At 70.5% G+C, this 17,737-nt stretch carries 18 protein-coding genes and 1 pseudogene; 11 read left to right on the top strand and 8 right to left on the bottom strand.

Features of this window, described 5'->3' with window-relative positions; translation table 11 throughout:
• Nucleotide 1 precedes the first annotated feature (1 nt).
• The 7 genes and pseudogenes from IOE58_RS04545 (at nt 2) to IOE58_RS04520 (ending at nt 6,985) form a co-directional block, all read left to right on the top strand.
• Nucleotides 2-1,324, top strand: a complete 1,323-nt coding sequence (locus tag IOE58_RS04545; RefSeq protein WP_396121474.1) for a ferrochelatase — start codon at nt 2-4, stop codon at nt 1,322-1,324.
• Nucleotides 1,321-2,328 carry a hydroxymethylbilane synthase gene (gene hemC / locus IOE58_RS04540; protein ID WP_193865236.1) on the top strand — a complete coding sequence of 336 codons (1,008 nt, stop codon included), beginning with the start codon at nt 1,321-1,323 and terminating at the stop codon, nt 2,326-2,328. The genes IOE58_RS04545 and hemC overlap by 4 nt, the downstream gene beginning before the upstream one ends.
• Nucleotides 2,328-3,140 (top strand): annotated as a pseudogene (locus IOE58_RS14220) (uroporphyrinogen-III synthase); the annotation flags it as partial. The gene hemC and the pseudogene IOE58_RS14220, both read left to right, overlap by 1 nt.
• A 153-nt stretch (nt 3,141-3,293) precedes the next feature.
• Nucleotides 3,294-4,289 (top strand): porphobilinogen synthase, encoded by a 996-nt coding sequence (gene hemB, locus IOE58_RS14215; RefSeq protein WP_348981881.1) that lies wholly within the window; start codon nt 3,294-3,296, stop codon nt 4,287-4,289.
• A gap of 91 nt (nt 4,290-4,380) precedes the next feature.
• A complete protein-coding gene (gene hemL, locus IOE58_RS04530) occupies nt 4,381-5,712 on the top strand; it encodes a glutamate-1-semialdehyde 2,1-aminomutase (RefSeq protein ID WP_193865234.1) in 1,332 nt (443 codons plus the stop codon).
• A gap of 88 nt (nt 5,713-5,800) precedes the next feature.
• Complete coding sequence (locus IOE58_RS04525; protein WP_193865233.1) at nt 5,801-6,154, top strand: hypothetical protein; 354 nt, start codon at nt 5,801-5,803, stop codon at nt 6,152-6,154.
• 12 nt (nt 6,155-6,166) lie between these two features.
• Entirely contained in the window at nt 6,167-6,985 is an 819-nt protein-coding gene (locus IOE58_RS04520; protein WP_193865232.1) for a WD40 repeat domain-containing protein, read from the top strand.
• Nucleotides 6,986-7,034: 49 nt separating this feature from the next.
• Here the strand turns inward: IOE58_RS04520 and IOE58_RS04515 are convergent, their stop codons facing one another.
• The 5 genes from IOE58_RS04515 to IOE58_RS04495 form a co-directional block, all read right to left on the bottom strand.
• Complete coding sequence (locus IOE58_RS04515) at nt 7,035-7,385, bottom strand: hypothetical protein (RefSeq protein WP_193865231.1); 351 nt, start codon at nt 7,383-7,385, stop codon at nt 7,035-7,037.
• A 35-nt stretch (nt 7,386-7,420) separates the two neighbouring features.
• Nucleotides 7,421-8,647, bottom strand: a complete 1,227-nt coding sequence (locus tag IOE58_RS04510; RefSeq protein WP_193865230.1) for a polysaccharide pyruvyl transferase family protein — start codon at nt 8,645-8,647, stop codon at nt 7,421-7,423.
• Nucleotides 8,644-9,675: a lysylphosphatidylglycerol synthase domain-containing protein gene (locus IOE58_RS04505; RefSeq protein ID WP_193865229.1), complete on the bottom strand. Its 1,032-nt coding sequence runs from the start codon at nt 9,673-9,675 to the stop codon at nt 8,644-8,646. Before IOE58_RS04505 ends, IOE58_RS04510 begins: the two co-directional genes overlap by 4 nt.
• A 1-nt stretch (nt 9,676) precedes the next feature.
• Entirely contained in the window at nt 9,677-10,753 is a 1,077-nt protein-coding gene (locus IOE58_RS04500) for a nitroreductase family protein (RefSeq protein WP_193865228.1), read from the bottom strand.
• 293 nt (nt 10,754-11,046) lie between these two features.
• Nucleotides 11,047-11,340, bottom strand: coding sequence for a hypothetical protein (locus IOE58_RS04495; RefSeq protein WP_193865227.1), 294 nt, complete (start codon nt 11,338-11,340; stop codon nt 11,047-11,049).
• A 94-nt stretch (nt 11,341-11,434) separates the two neighbouring features.
• Between IOE58_RS04495 and IOE58_RS04490 the strand changes: the two genes are divergently transcribed.
• The 3 genes from IOE58_RS04490 (at nt 11,435) to IOE58_RS04480 (ending at nt 13,779) form a co-directional block, all read left to right on the top strand.
• Nucleotides 11,435-12,265, top strand: a complete 831-nt coding sequence (locus IOE58_RS04490) for a uroporphyrinogen-III synthase (RefSeq protein WP_193865226.1) — start codon at nt 11,435-11,437, stop codon at nt 12,263-12,265.
• 305 nt (nt 12,266-12,570) lie between these two features.
• A complete protein-coding gene (locus tag IOE58_RS04485) occupies nt 12,571-12,768 on the top strand; it encodes a hypothetical protein (protein WP_193865225.1) in 198 nt (65 codons plus the stop codon).
• Between the two features lie 153 nt (nt 12,769-12,921).
• Complete coding sequence (locus IOE58_RS04480) at nt 12,922-13,779, top strand: WD40 repeat domain-containing protein (RefSeq protein ID WP_193865224.1); 858 nt, start codon at nt 12,922-12,924, stop codon at nt 13,777-13,779.
• Between the two features lie 296 nt (nt 13,780-14,075).
• Here the strand turns inward: IOE58_RS04480 and IOE58_RS04475 are convergent, their stop codons facing one another.
• The gene (locus IOE58_RS04475; RefSeq protein WP_193865223.1) at nt 14,076-14,717 is read right to left on the bottom strand and encodes a hypothetical protein; all 642 of its coding nucleotides are present in this window, start codon (nt 14,715-14,717) and stop codon (nt 14,076-14,078) included.
• A gap of 119 nt (nt 14,718-14,836) precedes the next feature.
• Here IOE58_RS04475 and IOE58_RS04470 point away from each other — a divergent pair, with 119 nt between their 5' ends.
• Nucleotides 14,837-15,286, top strand: coding sequence for a hypothetical protein (locus tag IOE58_RS04470; RefSeq protein ID WP_193865222.1), 450 nt, complete (start codon nt 14,837-14,839; stop codon nt 15,284-15,286).
• Between the two features lie 48 nt (nt 15,287-15,334).
• Here the strand turns inward: IOE58_RS04470 and IOE58_RS04465 are convergent, their stop codons facing one another.
• Nucleotides 15,335-16,462 carry a glycosyltransferase gene (locus IOE58_RS04465; RefSeq protein ID WP_193865221.1) on the bottom strand — a complete coding sequence of 376 codons (1,128 nt, stop codon included), beginning with the start codon at nt 16,460-16,462 and terminating at the stop codon, nt 15,335-15,337.
• 10 nt (nt 16,463-16,472) lie between these two features.
• On the bottom strand, nt 16,473-17,621 hold the full coding sequence (locus IOE58_RS04460; protein ID WP_193865220.1) for an NAD-dependent epimerase/dehydratase family protein: 1,149 nt from the start codon (nt 17,619-17,621) through the stop codon (nt 16,473-16,475).
• Nucleotides 17,622-17,737: the final 116 nt, after the last annotated feature.

The following is a 17,737-nucleotide window of genomic DNA, read 5'->3' as shown; positions in this document are numbered from 1 at the left end:
CGTGACCATTCCCCCTAAGACCGCAGCCGGCCCTGAGACCACCACCGCCGCTGTCACCGAGATCGCCGACGAGCTGCCTCTGCCGCGCGAGGTGGACCACGACAGCGAGACCCACACCCGCCGCGGTGAGCAGCGCGCGTTCGACTCGATCCTGTTCTCCTCCTTCGGCGGCCCCGACGGCCAGGAGGACGTGATCCCGTTCCTGCGCAACGTCACCCGCGGGCGCGGCATCCCCGATGAGCGGCTCGAGGAGGTCGCCGGCCACTACCGGGCCCTCGGCGGCCGCAGCCCCATCACCGAGCAGAACCGCGCGATGATCGCCTCCCTTCAGGTGGAGCTGGCCGCCCGCGGCATCGACATGCCCGTGTACTTCGGCAACCGCAACTGGGAGCCCTACAACGCCGATGCGGTCACGGCCCTGCACGCCGATGGTCACCGCCACGCCCTGGGCCTGGTCACCAGCGCGTACTCGAGCTACTCCTCGTGCCGTCAGTACCGCGAGGACTTCGCGATGGTGCTCGAGGAGACGGGCCTCGCGGACGAGGTCACCATCGACAAGGTGCGCGTGTACTTCAACCATCCCGGGTTCCTGGACCCGGTGGCCGACGGCCTCGAGCAGGCGCTGCGCTCGCTCGGCGATGCCGGCCACGACGTGGACCGCATCGCGGTGCTGTTCTCCACCCATTCGGTGCCGCTGTCGATGGCGGAGGCCTCCGGTCCGGAGGAGACCCGCGTGGAGGGCTCCAGCGGCTGGTACGTGGCCCAGCACCTCGCGGCCTGCCGCTACGTGATGGACCGGGTGGACGACGCCCTGCCGCAGCTGCCGTCGTGGCGCCTGGTGTACCAGTCCCGCTCCGGCGCACCGCACATCCCGTGGCTGGAGCCGGACGTCAACGACGTGATCGAGGAGATCGCCGAGCAGCAGTCGGCCGATGCGGTGGTGGTGGTGCCGATCGGCTTCGTCACCGACCACGTCGAGGTGGTCTGGGACCTGGACACCGAGGCGAAGGAGACCGCCCAGGAGCACGGCCTGACCTTCGAGCGGGTGGCCACCTCCGGCACCGATCCGCGGTTCATCAAGGCCCTTGCGGATCTGGTGCAGGAGCGCCTGGATCCTGCCTTCCCACGGCAGGAGGTCACGGACTTCGGGCCCACGCCGGACGTGTGCGGCGCCAACTGCTGCGTGGGCCGGATGTGCCGACCCACCACCAGCGGCGTGGACTCCGCGCGGGACGTGCAGCGCGCCCGGGCCGCTCGCGAGCAGGAGCAGGCGGCCGGGGCAGGCACCTCCGGGGCAGGCACCGCCGGGGCTGACGCCTCATGACGGCGCACCCCGATCCGGCCCCGCTACGTCTGGGCACCCGCGCCTCGGCCCTGGCCCTGGCCCAGTCCGGTCAGGCCGGGCGGGCCCTGGTGGCCGGCACCGGCCGGGCGGTGGAGCTGGTGCACGTGCGCACCACGGGCGATGTGGACCGCCGGCCGCTGACCCAGATCGGCGGCACGGGCGTGTTCGTCACCGCCGTGCGGCAGGCGCTGCTGGACGGCGAGGTGGACGCGGTGGTCCATTCCTGCAAGGACCTGCCCACCACCCCGGCCGACGGCATCACCATGGCCTGCATCCCCGCTCGGCAGGATCCGCGCGATGCCCTGGTGGCCCGCGACGGCCTCACGCTCGCCCAGCTCCCGGCGGGGGCGCGCGTGGGCACCGGGTCGCCGCGCCGCGCCGCCCAGCTGCTGCGGGCCCGCCCGGACCTGGAGGTGGTCTCGATCCGCGGGAACATCGACACCCGCATCAACCGCGCCCTGGGGTCCGAGGCGGATCTGGACGCCGTGGTGCTGGCCGCCTCCGGTCTGCACCGGGCGGACCGCGCCGCGGAGATCTCCGATCTGCTGGACGTGCAGGTGATGCTGCCGGCACCCGCCCAGGGGGCGCTCGCGATCGAGTGCCGCACCGAGGACTGGCAGGCCGGCGGGTGGCTCGCCGAGGCCCTGGCCGCCTACGACCACGCGCCCACCCGGGCCGCGGTGACCGCTGAGCGCACCCTGCTGCGGGCCCTCGAGGCCGGCTGCAGCGCCCCGGTGGCGGCCCATGCCACCGGTGAGGCGCAGGCGCTGCAGCTGCGGGCCCTGGCGATCTCCCCCGACGGCGCGAAGGTGATCGAGGGCTCCCGCCGCGTGGACCCCGACGGCACCTCCGCGCCCGAGCGCGCTGGCGCATCTGACGCGCACTCCGCCGCCCGGCTCGGTGAGGCACTGGCCGCCGAGCTGCTGGACCAGGGCGCCCGGGACCTGCTGGACGCGGCCTCCGCGGCACCGGATCAGGTCTGATGCCCGTGACCGCATCCTTGCCGCCGTCGGCCGCTGCCCCGTCCCGGGGCGCGGCGAGGGTGCTGCTGCCACGACCTGAGGGCCGCGGCGGCGCGCTCGCGCGGCTGCTGCAGGAGCAGGGCTTGCACGTCGAGCAGCACCCCGTGGTGGAGCTTCGCCTGCACCACGACGCACCGATGCGCGAGGCCGTCTCTGCGCTGGCCGCAGGCCAGTGGGAGCACCTGGTCCTCACCAGCCCGCGCACGGTCGAAGCGCTCGCGGCCGTCCCCAGCCCCCTGCCCGAGGGCACGGGCACCGCCGATGCCGGGCCCATGCTCCAGGAGACGGGCTCCGCCGAGCACCAGCCCGGGGTGCTGCGGATCCCGGCCTCGGTGACCGTGACCGTGGTGGGCGAGGGCACGGCGAGCGCCCTGCGCGCCTGCGGTCGCGAGCCGGACCGGGTGGCCGGCGGCTCCGGGCAGGCCCTGGTGGAGCAGTTCCCGCCAGCCCCCGATACCGGCGCCCGGGTGCTGTTCCCGGCCTCCGCGGCAGCGGCCGGCACCGTCCCGGACGGCCTTGCGGCCAAGGGCTACGCGCTCACCCGGGTGACCGCCTACACGCCCCACCCCCTCCCGCTGCCCCCGCAGGTCGCGCACGACCTGCGCACGGGGGTGTACCGGGTGGTGGTGCTGACCAGCTCGATGATCGCGCGGATCCTGGCGGAGCAGGGCGTGCATCCCTCCACCAGGGTGGTGACCATCGGCGACCCGTCCACCGCGGCGGCCCGCGCCGCCGGGCTCACCGTCCACCACCAGGCCCGGACCGCCACCGACCGGGGCCTGGCCGATGCCGTCCGCGCCGCCCTGTCCGACCCTTCCGATCCCTCCGACAGCGTTCACCAGGAGACCCCCATGACCTCTGATCCCACCGCTCCCCGCACGCCCCGGCAGCAGGCCCCCGATGCCGCCGTCGGCGGGCCGGTCCCCATCGTGCGGCCCCGCCGCCTGCGCACCACCGGTGCCATGCGCTCCCTGGTGCGCGAGCACACCCTGCGCCCGGCAGACCTGGTGCTGCCGATGTTCGTGCGCGAGGGCATCACCGAGGACCAGCCGATCTCCTCCATGCCGGGCGTCCTCCAGCACACCGAGGACTCCCTGGTGCGCGCCGCCACCGAGGCCACCGAACGCGGGGTGGGCGGCCTGATGCTGTTCGGCGTGCCCAAGTACAAGGACGCCGTGGGCTCGGGTGCGACCGATCCGGACGGGGTGCTGAACCGGGCTCTGGCCCGCCTTAGCCGCGAGCTGGGCGATGCCACCGTGATCATGGCGGATCTGTGCCTGGACGAGTTCACCGACCACGGCCACTGCGGCGTGCTCGATGCCGAGGGCCGGGTCGACAACGACGCCACCCTGGGGCGCTACCGCGAGATGGCCCTCGCCCAGGCGGAGGCCGGCGCCCACCTGCTGGGCCCCTCGGGAATGATGGACGGCCAGATCGCCGCGATCCGCGAGGCGCTCGACGCCGCCGGGCACTTGGACGTGGGCCTGTACGCCTATACCGCGAAGTACGCCTCTGCCTTCTTCGGCCCATTCCGTGACGCCGTGGGCTCCTCCCTCAGCGGTGACCGCCGCACCTACCAGCAGGATCCCGCCAACGGCCGTGAGGCCCTGCGGGAGCTGGAGCTGGACGTGGCCGAGGGAGCGGACCTGGTGATGGTCAAGCCCGGCCTGCCCTACCTCGACGTGCTGGCCGAGGTGGCTGCCGCCTCCCCCGTCCCCGTGGGCGCCTACCAGGTCTCCGGCGAGTACGCGATGGTGGAGGCCGCTGCTGCCAACGGCTGGATCGACCGTGACAAGGTGATCCTGGAGTCCCTGCTGGCGTTCCGCCGTGCCGGCGCCACCACTGTGCTGACCTACTGGGCCAGCGAGGTGGCCGGCTGGTACCGGGACGGCCTGCCCGCCCACTTGCGCGAGTTCCTCTGACCCGACCCGATCCGAGCGGCCCCGGCCCCCGTCGTCCGCCTCGGACCGACCCCAGCACGCACGCCTGAACCCTCTCGAGAAAGGCACCCCCATGACCGACGCCACCGAACACCGCACCCCTGCTCCCACCTCCGCCGAGCTGTTCGAGCGGGCCCGCAGCGTGATCCCCTCGGGCGTGAACTCCCCGGTGCGGGCCTTCGGCTCGGTGGGCGGTACCCCGCCGTTCATCGTCAGCGCCGAGGGAGCCCTGCTGCGCGATGCCGACGGCCGCGAGTACGTGGACATGGTGGGCTCCTGGGGGCCGATGATCCTGGGCCACGCGAACCCGCAGGTGGTCGAGGCCGTGCGGGAGGCCGCCGGCAAGGGCCTCAGCTTCGGTGCCCCGCAGCCCGGCGAGGTGCTGCTGGCCGAGGAGGTCACAGCGCGGGTGCGCCCCGTCGAGCAGATCCGCCTGGTCAACTCCGGCACGGAGGCCACCATGAGCGCGCTGCGCCTGGCCCGCGCCGCCACCGGCAGGGACGTGGTGGTGAAGTTCGCCGGCTGCTACCACGGGCATGTGGACGCCCTGCTGGCCGAGGCCGGCAGCGGGGTCGCCACCTTCGCCCTGCCCGGCTCTGCCGGAGTCACCGCCGCCACCGCCAAGGACACCGTGGTGCTTCCCTACGGCGACCGGGCGGCCCTGACCGAGCTGTTCGCCCAGCGCGGCGGGGAGATCGCCGCGATCATCACCGAGGCGGCACCGGCGAACATGGGCGTGGTCCCGCCGCCGGAGCAGGACGGCACCGGCTTCAACCGCTTCCTGGCAGAGACCGCGCACGCCGCCGGGGCACTGCTGATCTCCGACGAGGTGCTCACCGGGTTCCGGGCGAGCCGCGAGGGCCAGTACGGCATCGACGGCGAGGGGTGGGAACCGGACCTGATGACCTTCGGCAAGGTGATCGGCGGCGGACTGCCCGTGGGCGCCTTCGGCGGCAGGGCCGAGCTGATGGGCCTGCTGGCCCCCGCGGGTCCCGTCTACCAGGCGGGCACCCTGTCGGGGAACCCGCTGGCCACCGCCGCGGGCCTGGCCACGCTCGACGGGCTCGACGAGAGCGCCTACCACGCCATCGGCCGCGCCGCCGATGTTCTGAAGTCAGCGGTCTCCGAGGCCCTGACCGCCGCGGGCGTCCCGCATGTCGTCCAGTCCACCGGCACTCTGTTCTCGGTGTTCTTCCGGGAGGCGCCGGTGCGGACCTACGACGAGGCGAAGTCGCAGGACACCGATGCCTTCGGACGTTTCTTCCACGCCATGCTCTCCCAGGGCGTGCATCTGCCGCCGAGCGCCTTCGAGGCCTGGTTCCTGTCCACCGCGCACACCGACGACGTCCTCGATCGGATCATCACGGCCCTGCCGCAGGCGGCCCGGGCGGCGGCACAGGGCTGACCTCCCCGCCGGGCTCCCGAGCCCCGGTATGCGATCCTGGCGGGGCGCCGCGTCGGGGGACGGCGGCGCCCCGAAGGAGGGGATCGCGATGATGCACGACCGACGGCCGCCGCGGCGGCGCCTGCTGCTGAGCGGCGCCGCACTGCCGGCGGCACTGGCCATGAGCGGCTGCGGGGTGGACCTGCCGCGTCCTCCCGGTCTGCCGGGCCTGCCCGGCCTGCCGCGACGGAGACGCCCGCGCGACGGTGCCGTCACCCGATGCCTGGACGGCGGTGAGCAGGTCCCCGAGGAGTACGAGGACACAGTCCCCGACGGCACGATAGTGGACCCCGCACCGGCGAAGCCGGACAACAGGTTCCTGCGGCGCGGCCTCGCCCTGTCGCCGGACGGCAGCCTGATCACCGCTCACCGCACCGACCAGCAGGCCCCGTTCGAGACCTAGGGCGGCCTGGTCGTGTGGAGCACCGCCGACGGCGCCGTCGCGCACGAGCTCGAAGAGCGCGCCGGCGGGCCGGTCGATTGGCTGGCGGACGGCGAGCACCTGGTCGTCGGCCACCCGCGGTACGCCAGCGTGCTCTCCATCGACGGCGAGGTCCTCACCCACCTGCTCGGCCACGATCTGACCGACGACCTCGCCTCCATGTCAGCGGTCTCCGTCTCGCCCGACGGGTCTCGCCTCGCGACCCTGGGCAACGACGACACGGTCCGTCTCTTCACCGTCGACACGGAGACCTGCAGCGGCGACGGGACGCTGCAGCTCGAGCAGGACGACGATCCGAGCGCCGTGCTCTGGAGCGCCGACGGGAGCCGCCTGCTCATCGGGGCGGCCCGCTCCAGCTACGAGGGCGCGCCGGACAACGCCCCGCAGTGGTGGGACGCCGACAGCGGCGAACGGATCGGCCCCGTCGAGGGGGCGACGGGCCGTGTGTTCGCGATCGCCCTGCTCGAGGACGACACCGTGCTGGCTCTCGCCGAGGACCCGAGCGTCGTCCAGGTCATCAGGCCCGGCGGCACGGTGGACACGGGGCCCGAGCTCACCTCCGGCTGGTTCGGGGACCTGGTCGCGGGTCCCGGCGGGAAGGTCGCGGTCACCGACCGTGCGGACACACTGCTGCTCTGGGACAGCGTCCGGGGCGAGGTCGAGGAGCTCCCCCGCGAGGAGACCACCCAGTGGTGCTTCTCACCGGACGGCAACACCCTCTACGGCCTGTCGCAGGCCCAGGGCGTCATGGTCTGGGACGGTTCGGACTGGGCGGCCTTCGAGACGCCCTGAGACCGCCGTCTCGCCCCTGCCTCGAGGTGGTGGGTCCGGTGGCGCGCGATCAGCCCCCGCTGACAGCACATGGTCGATGCACAGGGCGAGCAGCCACACCAGGGCGGCGCACCTCCCCCGTCACCACGAGCAGGCCGAGGACGGCCAGTGCGAGGACGCCGGAAGCGACACCGACGAGGACTGCGATGACCGTGAATGGAGCCTGCCCGAAGGTCTCCGAGAGGAACATGTCGCTCTTCTCGAGGCCCTCGGGCCGGTGCCGGTTCAGATCGATGGCCGCGAGCATGACCATGACCAGCAGGGTCGTGACGGCGACCAGCAGCGCCAGCGGGCGCCCCCCCGAGAGCCGGGTCAGCCCCTTGTTGAGGGCCGGGAGGACAGAGGCGAGGGCAACGAGCACCTGGGGCTGTCGCTCCCGCCGCCTCGATGCATCGGTCAGGCCTTGCGGACCAGCTCGGCGATCAGATCGGCCTGCATGAGCGAGTTCGCCTTGACCTCAGGCAGGTGCTGATCGAGCTTGGCCTGCACCTCGTCGCGACGGGCCTCAAGGTCGGCGAAGCGCTGGGTGAGGTGCTCGGGGGTGAGCTGGTCGTGACCGAAGGCCCACTCCTCCAGCTCGAACATCTCCAGCACCTCGCGGTACTTGTGGCTCCAGCCGATCACCAGGGTGGGCACGGCCATCGCCAGGGAGGAGACCATGGCATGGAAGCGGCTGGCGACGAACAGGTGGCAGCGACCGATCAGGTAGCGCAGCTCCTGGGAACTCAGCTCGCGGTCCACGAACAGCAGGTCGTTGCCCATGCGCAGGCGACCGTTGATCTCGGTGCACAGCGGCAGATCGTTGTTGTGGGTCTTGGTGGTGCCGGTGCGCACGCTGTGCGGGATCAGCAACACCTTCTTGCCCTCGGCGCGGAGGTGCTCGATGAAGGAGACCATCTGGCCGATGTAGTCGCCGCCGCGGGCGTCGACCTTCTTCTGCAGCACGACCGAGGGGCAGACGCCGACGACGTCGCCCCTGTCGAAGAAGGACAGGTCCAGATGGCGCGAGACCGACTCGGCCTCGGTGCCGTCCATCTCCAGGGAGAAGGCGTAGTCGGCGCCGGCCACGATGTTGGTCAGGCCCAGGCCCTCGGCGTACTCGTGGGTGATGCGACCGCGGGTGACAGTGCAGGCGGCCTTCGGGAGGAAGATCTTCGAGACGATCCGGTTGATCGGATTCTTGAACGGGCCGACTGCCTGCGCGCACTTGAACACCGGGGTGCCGAGGTTCAGGGCTGGCAGGATCGAAGCCACGTTGTAGAGCAGGAACTTCTCACGGCCGTCGGTGAATGTGATGCCGCCCTGGTCCAGGAGGACGTCGGCCTCGGCCAGGGCGCGCACGGCCTTGTCCCGGCGCAGCAGCGGACGCAGCGGCGGCAGCAGACGGTGGAGCAGGGCGAGAGAGTTAATGCGCACACCGAGGGTGGCCGGGTCGGCCTTGACGATCTTCAGGTTCGGGTAGTGGTTCTGTGCGTCGTCCTCGGCCGGGTACATGCTCAGCAGTGTGAACTCGACGTCACCGAGACGGTCGGTGAGCGTCTGCACGGCGGACTCGAGCATGGCCGAGGCACCCTTGTTGCCGGACAGGGCCGAGCCGATGATGGCGATGCGGTGGGTGGTCATGGACGCGTCTCCTTCGGGAGGGTTCTGCGGGTGATCAGGTAGATGAGAGCGACGAGGGCGTCGCCGATGGTGGCCAGGAGCCGTGCGAGCAGCGAGATGATCACGGCCTCGGGGACCGGGACGTACTGGCTGAGGACGATCACGATGACGGCCTCACGCACACCCAACCCGCTGGGCACCAGGATCGCCAGGATCCCGATCGCGCCGGCGAGGGCGTAGGCGGCGCCGAAGGGGAGCCAGTGGGCGGGGGTGATGTCACTGACGGTGTGGGCGATCAGCACGAAACCGACGCCGTTGACGACGCGCGGCAGGATGAACTCCAGCGAGGACAGGGCCGCACGCGGGGCACTCAGGAAGTATTCGCGCGGGATCTCCTGCTTGAGGACCTTCTTCGCCGGGATGCTCATGAGCGCCCGGAACGCCGGCGGGTACAGGAGCACGATCGCGGGGATCAGCACCAGCAGCGGCGCCAGCATCAGCGAGGCATTGGAACCGAAGACCTCGGGGCCGATGCTGATCAGCAGGATCACGGCTGCCGGCACGATCGAGGCGAGCTGCAGGAAGATGTTCTCGTACAGGAAGGTGATCACCACGAGGGTGCGGCTGATGCCCTTCTTCCCAGCCCAGATCACCTTGTTGGCCACGGATCCGACCTGCCCGGGGATGTACTTCAACACCCAGGAGAGGCATTGGACGGCGATTGCCTCGCGGTGGCTGAACTGGGCGTCGCGGTCGAGCCAGCGCAGGATCCTCCCCCAGGCGACACCGGTGACCGGGACGGCCAGGGCGAAGGCGAGGGTCGCCAGCACCCACTCCCAGGAGAAGCCGATGTCCTTGGCGCGCACCGCCTCCCAGTTGTCGATCAGGGAGCGGGAGAACAGCCAGCCGACGGCGCCGACCACCAGGATCGTGACGACCCAGCGCAGCGCCTTCTTAGTAGCCGGCGGCTTCTTCCGCCCCGGAGCGGGGGCCGACGAATCTGCGCCGTGCTCCCCCGAGGGGGAGGACTGTGAGGGGGTGATGGCCACGTCAGTCGTTGTACCGGCGGAAGGTGTCGAGCTCCTTCTTCGCGGAGTACGGGACGAGCGCGTCCGGATCCGCGTGGCCGAAGGCGATCAGCATGACGACACGATCGGAGACGGCGAGCTTCAGGCGCTTCTGCATCTTGGCCTCGAGCGGCTCGAAGTCCGGCCAGTTGATGACGCAGGAGCTCAGGCCTAGGGTCTCCAGGCCGAGCATGAACTGCATGGCCGCCAGCGAACTGTCCACATAGATGGCGTGGCGGTCACGAGGACTGAAGTAGGACTCGAGCTTGCCGACGACGACGGCGATCGCGGGCACATTCTGCGAGTAGCCGCCGGTGCCGAAGGGGATGCCGGCGATCTCCTTGGCCAGCGCCGGGTCATCGTAGATACGGAACTCGTAGGGCAGACGGTTGCAGGCCGTCGGCGCCTGGCGGGCCAGCAGCAGCGCACGATCGATCAGGTCACGCTCCACACGGCGCTGTTCGAACCAGCGCACGGAGCGCCGCTGCATGACGAGCTTCTCGAGCGAGTCGTAGTCGATATCGCTGAGCTGCTCCTTCGGATGCGGGATCTTCCCGGTCTCGACGCCGTCGTGACCGGCCGCCTCGAAACGGGCACGGGCATCGTGGATGCGGGGATCATCGCCGGTGGCGACCCGGAAGTACTCGGCCAGGACGTCGTGTGCCCACTCCATCTCCGCGGTGTCCATGGTGCCGGGGGCGGTGCGGCACTGGCGCGCCGCTTCCTCGTAGAACTCGATGGTCTCCGTGATGTAGTCGCGGGCGAACACATCGCGGCGCGGCCGCATGATCAGACCCTTCTCGAGCCGGTGGATGTTGCGGCGCAGCTCGACATGGGTGACGCGATCGCGGTGCTTGTTGCGGTAGTAGTTGCGGCGTCCGCGCAGGACGGCGCTCTGTTCCCGGTTGAAGGTCAGGAAGCTGACCACGAAGAAGAGATGGGTGAGGACGCGACTGGATCCGAAGGTCTCCAGGAACGCACGATTCACGGTCTCGTAGACGCGGCGGATGGCGGTGATCGCCAGCAGCTCCTTGGCGATCGCCTTCAGCTTCTTGAGCACGGGGACTCCTGATCAGTCTTGCTCGGGGCCGACGGATGCGGGTCCCCTCCGGGCGGCCCCTCCCCTTCGTGCGATGCACGACGACGCGCGCCAACGGGTCAGCAGGCCGTTGAGATCGTATCTTGGAGGCCCTCTGGTTCCGGGGGGTGACGCGCGTGATCTGTGCGGACCTCGTTGAGGTCCTGTGAGGCCGGCGCCGGAACCGCGCTTGGTCTCAGCTTCGCCCGAGCACCTCGATCGCCATCTCGTAGAAGCGCAAGAGGTCGTCGGACGCGTTCTCCCAGGAGAACCTCTCAGCCTCCGCCGGAGCGTTGGCCCGGATCCTCCTGCGCCGCCTCCTCGATCGCGGAGACCGTGCGCCTCACCCGGGCGATGGCCGGGTCGTCCGGACGGTACTCGCGCTGGGCGTCCTTGAGCAGCTCGTCGGCCTGGTAGAAGGCGTCCTCGAGGCGCCCGGCGACGGCCGTGGCCTCGGCCAGCTCGCACCGCAGCTCGATGGCCTCGGCGGTGGTGGCCTCCTCCCCGGTGGAGAGCAGGTTCAGCAGGGCGAGCGTGGCGTCGTGGACGCGCTGCTGGGGCGTGCTCATCATTCATCTCCCGCGGGGCGGTGGGGCATCGGCTGCCATCGATCCTACGGGGCACAATGGACCGCGTGACGTGCTGTCGGAATGGGAGGAACACATGAGCGAACAGTCCTCGAAGCCCGTCCTGGTGCCGAGCCCTGCAGGTGAGGGTCGGGAACTGGTCGCGCGCCTGCGCGAGCTCGGGCACGAGGTGGACCACGCCCCCTTCGTGGAGCTGCGGATGAACCGCGACAGTGACGCCAAGCATGCCGTGGCCGCACTGATGGAGGGCCGGTTCACGCAGCTGGTGCTGGAGGGGGCCCGCGCGGTGGACCTGGTGCTCTCCTACGCCGATCTGCAGGATGCCCGAGACACCGGCGGCAACCCGTCCGACGGGGAGTCGGACCCCGCCTCGGAGGACCCGGACGCCCCCGGCCGTCCTGTGCTCGCGCTGCCGCGCGGCACCGAGATCACCGCCATCGGGGAGGACACAGCGGCGGCCCTCGCCGAAGTGGGCCTGGAGCCCACCCGCACGGTCCCGGCCCTGGACGCGGGGGCCGGCCTCGAAGTCCCTGCCGCGTCACGGGAGGGCGAGGAGCTGCTGCTGATCACCTCGGCCACGGCCCCCGCCTCCCTGACCGGGCAGCTGCAGCAGGCGGGGTACGCGGTGACGCGGGTGACGGGCTACCGTCCGGTGCCCGTGGGGCTGGACCCCCAGGTGGTGCGCGATCTGCGGCTGGCCGGGTACAGCTCCGTCGCGCTGCCCGGCACCTTCCTGGCAGACCTAGCGGGCCATCTGGGCATCCACCGAGACATTCGCGTGGTCACCTTGCACGCCGGGGCGACCAAGGCCGCGGAGGCCCGCTCGCTCGTGGTCCACGGCCAGGCCACCGAGCCCACCGGGGCGGCACTGGCCGAAGCGATCGACAGGGCCGTGGCCGGGAGCTGATCAGCCCCCGGCCGGAACCGGCTCAGAATCTCCGCGTTTCCACAATGATGCGGTCACCGCCCTCACACACGACCGCCATCGTGATCACAGGACCCCCGACCCCTGCGCCGTTAAAGCGGCGTACGGAAGGACCCCTGCCTCACGCCTCCACACCGGCGTCGACAACGTCATGACCAACTAGACCTAGACTGAAAGCGATTCCGCCCTCCTCACCAAGGATGTGATCCCGTGAGCTTCCCGGACATCATGGAGGCCTACGCTCTCGACCCACCGCTGAGAATCTGATCGAGCTGCATCGGGCGATCATGGCGGCACCGAGCTACGACCCGATGGTGATGATCGCCGGTTCTGTGGCGCCGCTCGCGAAGGCCGGGGAGCACCAGGCGATCGTCGACGAACTGTGGAGGAAGATGCCCGGGGCCTGCCTCTCCCCCACCGCACACATGCACCTTTCCCTCGCCTACGCCAATCTCCCCCACCCCGGAGCAGCAGGCGGCCTATGACGAACAGATGGAGCAGTACCGGAACCAGGCCGTCGAGGTCGATGCCCGCACCGCGGCATACGAACAGGGCAGCGGACTGTCCGTCGAGGAATTCAAGCGGATCCGAGACAAACCATGACGCCCCCGTGCCGTTCAGCCCGATACCGTGACCCCGTGCCGCTGCTCACGCGTCGGGCCCTCACCCTTTCTGCGGTGGGTGTCACAGCCCTCGCGGCCTGCACCCCCCGGCGCAACGAGAAGGACGATGAGGAGGACTCCGTGACGACGTCGGAGGGCACCTGCCACCCCGCTGCGAATGCCCCCCAGGGCGAGAACCCCTATGGAGGGTTCCGGATCTCTCCCGACCAGCTCGTCTCACCGGAAGGACTGGCCGTCGCACCGGATTCGTCATTCGTCGCAGCAGGTCTGGAGCACACAGCCCCGGACTCCCTGTCCGTGGAGGACTGGGGCACGGCGATCTGGGACACTGCGTCGGGCGATCTCCTCACAGTGACGGGCAACCATCGTCGAGGTCCGCTCGCATGCCACCCCTCCGGCGACATGCTCGCTGCCGCAGGGCGGTCCCAGATCGACATCCTGGGCAGAGACGGCGCACTGCAGTGGACTCTCACCGGGCACTCCCTCGGCTCGGACGAGGACCGCAGGATCGTCGACCTCGCATTCAGCCCCGACGGGGCTCTCCTGGCCTCGCTCAGCACCGAGCGAACACTGCGCCTGTGGCGGTTCCGGGAGGGGGCGTGCGAGGCCGGTGAGGTGATCGACCTCGGTGACCTCATGCCGGCGTCGCTGTCCTTCTCGCCGGACGGCACCGAGCTGGCCGTCGCCGGGGCCACGGGCCCAGTGCAGATCTGGTCGGTCGGTGACGTCGAGCTCCTCCGCACCGTCGAGGCGCCGGAAGGGTCGCCGCTGGGCGTGGCTCACCTGTCCGACGGCTCCCTCGTGATCAGCAGCTACGAACCCGCTGCACTGGCGGTGGTGGACCCCTCGGGTGCCGTGCGCCCGGGGCCTTAGCCCGCGGCTGAGCGCCCGTACGGCCTCAGCGTCTCCCCCGGGGACGTCGTCGCTGTGTCCGGTGATTCCGGCAGCACCGTGACCGTCTGGGACGTGCACGGTGGGCAGCACAGGAACCTGCCCCCGGCACGCGGGTCGGCCCATTGCGTGCAGTGGGCTCCCGACGGCTCCGCGCTGTACGCGGTCAGCTGGACTTTCGGGGTGCTGCGCTGGGACGGCACGCAGTGGTCGCTCCTGCAGATCCCCTGATGTCGGCGGCGATGAACGACGCTCCGTGGTTCCGCTGCAGGGCGAACTCAGAAATCGCGCGCGTCCACCACGATGCGGTCCCCGCCCTCGCACACCGCGGCCATCGTGATCACCAGGCCGTCGGCGGTGACTGGCCGGATCGTGTCGGTGGGATCGGCCGTGAGGGTCATGCCCAGCAGGATCCATCCGTCCGGGCACTGTCCGGCCTCGTCCTCCAGGGGCTGCACGATCACTCCCCGGATCACCTCGTCGTCCGCGCGGGTCCCCGCCGGGCTGTTCATGGGACTCGTGCCCTCCCCCGTGAGGGGGTCGACCCCGCCTCCATCCGAGACCGCGGCGACTCGCGAGGCAGCGACGAGCTCGGCCACCGCCTCCTCCCCCACCACCATGACGGACTGCCGCCAGTAGTCGTCCTGGGCCGGGATCAGCTCCCGCTCGTCCGGCTCGGTGAAGGTCCCGGCGAGGGACATCCCCGATTCCACCTCGAGATCCGGGAACTGCTCCCGGATCTTCTCCGTCCCGTCGATGAGGTCCGAGGGGGTGTACCAGCGCTCGTTGACCGGGTCTCGCACCGGGTCATCCGGTCCGGCCGGCCGTTGCCCTTGGCCGATCCCGATGCCCGGGAGGCACCCGCTCAGCATGAGCAGCCCGGCCATGGCAGCCACCGCACGCCCGGTCCTGGTGCGCATATCCCCCATCCCCTTTCGTCGCGGTTGTCGCAGTGGTCAGCGTAGCGCCGCTCGCGCACCCGCCAACCCTCGCTCCGCGTCCAGCTCCGCCCCGCCGTGCGCGAGTACGCTGAGCGGCGATGGAGATCAACCCCTACGAGTCCCGCCTGCGAATGCTGCAGCAGATGGACGGCGTGCAGATGCAGCGCGAGGCCGCACCCGACGACGAGACGGCAGGCTGCCCGGGGTGCCCCTACTTCTGGACCTGCCCCGTCCCCCACAAGGGCGAAGAGGTGCGAGCCCCACAGGAGATCGAGCTGGAGGACGTCGCCGATCAGCTGCCTGCGCGGGGCGAGTACCGGCCCCGGGACGAGTCCGACATCGGTTGGACCGACGTGTGGATCGAGGACGACGACATCGACGACGACTCCGACGGAGCCGTCGACCCCGGCACGACCGACGGCTCCCCGGGAGCGGATGATGCCGACGAGAAGGCCGAGGAGCTCCGAACCGATCCGGAGCCCAGCCCGGCCCTGCACGGCAAGCGCGCCGGTGAGCGCCGCTCCCTGTTCCGTCGTCGTCGCGATTGAGCGTCACCCGTACCGTCTTCACTTGCCGCCGGGCTCCCGTGAGCCCGCTCAGTACCGCGGCGCGTGCATCCCGATCGCCATCTCGTAGTACCGCAGCAGGTCGTCCGAGGCGTTCTCCCAGGAGTACTTCTCGGCCTCGGCCCGAGCGGCGGTGCGGATGCGCGTGCGGAGGTCCGCATCGGCCAGGCGGTGGATCGCATGGTCCAGGCTGGCTTCGTCGCCGGAGTCGAACAGCAGCCCGTTCTCCCCGTCGGTGACCTGCTCCAGCGTGGGGCCCGAGCGTGCTGCCACCACGGGCAGACCGGAGGCCATGCCCTCCAGGATCACCAGGCCCAGGGTCTCGGTGACCGAGGGGAACACGAAGGCATCCGCACTGGCGAAGGCACTGGCCAGTTCCTCGCCTTCCATGAACCCGGGGAACACGGTGGAGGTGCCGGCGAACATCTGCTCGAGCTCACCGCGGAACGGGCCGTCGCCCACGATCGCCAGGGCCACGTCGTCGCGCCGGTTCATCAAGGGCCGCAGCCTGTGGATCTCCTTCTCCGCAGCGAGCCTGCCCACGAACACCAGCAGCTTCTTCTCCGGATGCCCCTGGGTGAGCCTCTCCCGCATCTGTCGGGAGGCGAAGCGAGGGTGGAAGGTGCCGGTGTCCACCCCGCGGCGCACCACGTGCAGGTTGTGGATGCCCTGCTCCGTGAGCTCCTGTTTCATGGTCTCGGAGGTCGCGAGGTTGACGTCCGCCAGCGCGTGGTTGCGCTTGATCTGCCACCACACGGGCCGCTTGCCCCACGACCACGCCCGGTACAGGTCCAGGTAGCGCGGCAGGTGCGTGTGGTAGCTGGCCACCAGGGGGATGCGCTGCCGCTTGGCGGCGTAGGCGCCGGAGGAGGCCAGCAGCAGCGGCTGGGCGGCATGGACCACGTCAGGGTGGAAGCCGCGGATGATGCCGTCGACATTGGGGCTGGGCAGGGTGAAGCGCCGGTGCTTGTAGAACGGCAGCGTGACCGGCCGGATGCCCACCACCCGGGCCCCGTGGTGCTCGGTGACCCCCAGGTCAGGAGCCACCACCATCACCTCGTGGCCCAGGTCGGTGAACCGTTCGACGGCGTGGCGGAGCCTTGTCACCACGCCGTCGACGGACGGCAGGAACGTCTCCGTGACGATCGCGATCTTCACGGACTCGTGGTCACTTCCAGGTGACGGTGGGCAGCACCAGCTCGCGCTTGACGCGATCGGTGTTGTTCTGGGCGATCTTCAGCACCTCGGTGAGGTGCTCGTCGGTCAGCAGGTGCGGCTCCAGGCCCAGGTCCAGCAGGTTGGTGTTGACCGCGTTGTAGTAGTGGTCGTACTTCTCCACACGCGGGTTCTCGAGGTGGTCGATCGCCACCTCGGTGCCCAGGTCCTTGGCGACCTTCTGCACCTTCTCGGCCAGCTCCTGCACGGAGAACTGCTCGGTGAACTGGTTGAACACCCGGAACTCACCGCGGTCGGCGGGGTTCTCGCAGGCGATCTCGATGCAGCGCACGGTGTCCTGGATGTTCAGGTAGCCGCGGGTCTGGGAGCCGTTGCCGTACACGGTCAGGTCGTGGCCGATGGCGGCCTGGATGATGAACCGGTTCAGGGCCGTGCCGAACACGGCGTCGTAGTCGAAGCGGTTGACCAGGCGCGGGTCCAGGCGCGTCTCCTCGGTCTCCAGGCCGTAGACGACGCCCTGGTTGAGGTCGGTGGCGCGGATGCCCCAGATGCGGCAGGCGGACATGATGTTGTCGCTGTCGTGCACCTTGGGGAGGTGGGAGAACGAGCCGGGCTGCTTGGGGAACGGCAGGCGGTCCTTGCGGCCCTTGTGCTCGATCTCGATCCAGCCCTCCTCGATGTCGATGTTGGGCTGGCCGTACTCGCCCATGGTGCCCAGCTTCACCAGGTGGCAGTCGGGGGCGTAGTCCTTGATCGCCCACAGCACGTTGAGGGTGCCCTCGACGTTGTTGCGGTGGTTCTCGATCGCGTGCTCGCGGTCGATCATCGAGTAGGGGGCGCTGCGGTGCTCCGCGAAGTGCACGAAGGCCTCGGGCTGCAGCTCCTGGAACAGGCCGGAGACGGTCTCGTAGTCGGTGAGGTCGCCGACCTTCACGGCGATGTCCTTGCCGGAGACCTCCTTCCATGCCGCCACCCGCTCCTCGAGCGGCAGGATCGGGGTGACCGAGTTCGAGCCCAGCTCGTCGTCGATCTCACGGCGTACCAGGTTGTCCACGATCGTGACCTCGTGCCCCTTCTGGGAGAGGTACAGGGCAGTGGGCCAACCGCAGAATCCGTCTCCGCCGGCGACGACGATCTTCATCTTTCGAGTCCTCCAAGGGGTCGCGTCCGGCCCGGTGCATGCACATGGCCAGAATGGGGTGAACTGTGTGCCTGCTCCTAACGTATCTGGTCACCGTGCATCCAGGTGGGAGCAGG

The organism is Brachybacterium epidermidis (assembly GCF_015209585.1).
GTDB classification, from domain to species: domain Bacteria; phylum Actinomycetota; class Actinomycetes; order Actinomycetales; family Dermabacteraceae; genus Brachybacterium; species Brachybacterium epidermidis.
Note: the sequence above shows the minus strand (reverse complement) of the source record. Positions and strands in the feature narration are given on the sequence as shown.

Coding starts and splice junctions, on each gene's coding strand:
- hemC (WP_193865236.1), top strand. CDS start 1,321: ATGACGGCGCACCCCGATCCGGCCCCGCTACGTCTGGGCACCCGCGCC.
- hemL (WP_193865234.1), top strand. CDS start 4,381: ATGACCGACGCCACCGAACACCGCACCCCTGCTCCCACCTCCGCCGAG.
- IOE58_RS04525 (WP_193865233.1), top strand. CDS start 5,801: ATGATGCACGACCGACGGCCGCCGCGGCGGCGCCTGCTGCTGAGCGGC.
- IOE58_RS04510 (WP_193865230.1), bottom strand. CDS start 8,647: ATGACCACCCACCGCATCGCCATCATCGGCTCGGCCCTGTCCGGCAAC.
- IOE58_RS04495 (WP_193865227.1), bottom strand. CDS start 11,340: ATGAGCACGCCCCAGCAGCGCGTCCACGACGCCACGCTCGCCCTGCTG.
- IOE58_RS04490 (WP_193865226.1), top strand. CDS start 11,435: ATGAGCGAACAGTCCTCGAAGCCCGTCCTGGTGCCGAGCCCTGCAGGT.
- IOE58_RS04485 (WP_193865225.1), top strand. CDS start 12,571: ATGGCGGCACCGAGCTACGACCCGATGGTGATGATCGCCGGTTCTGTG.
- IOE58_RS04475 (WP_193865223.1), bottom strand. CDS start 14,717: ATGCGCACCAGGACCGGGCGTGCGGTGGCTGCCATGGCCGGGCTGCTC.
- IOE58_RS04470 (WP_193865222.1), top strand. CDS start 14,837: ATGGAGATCAACCCCTACGAGTCCCGCCTGCGAATGCTGCAGCAGATG.
- IOE58_RS04460 (WP_193865220.1), bottom strand. CDS start 17,621: ATGAAGATCGTCGTCGCCGGCGGAGACGGATTCTGCGGTTGGCCCACT.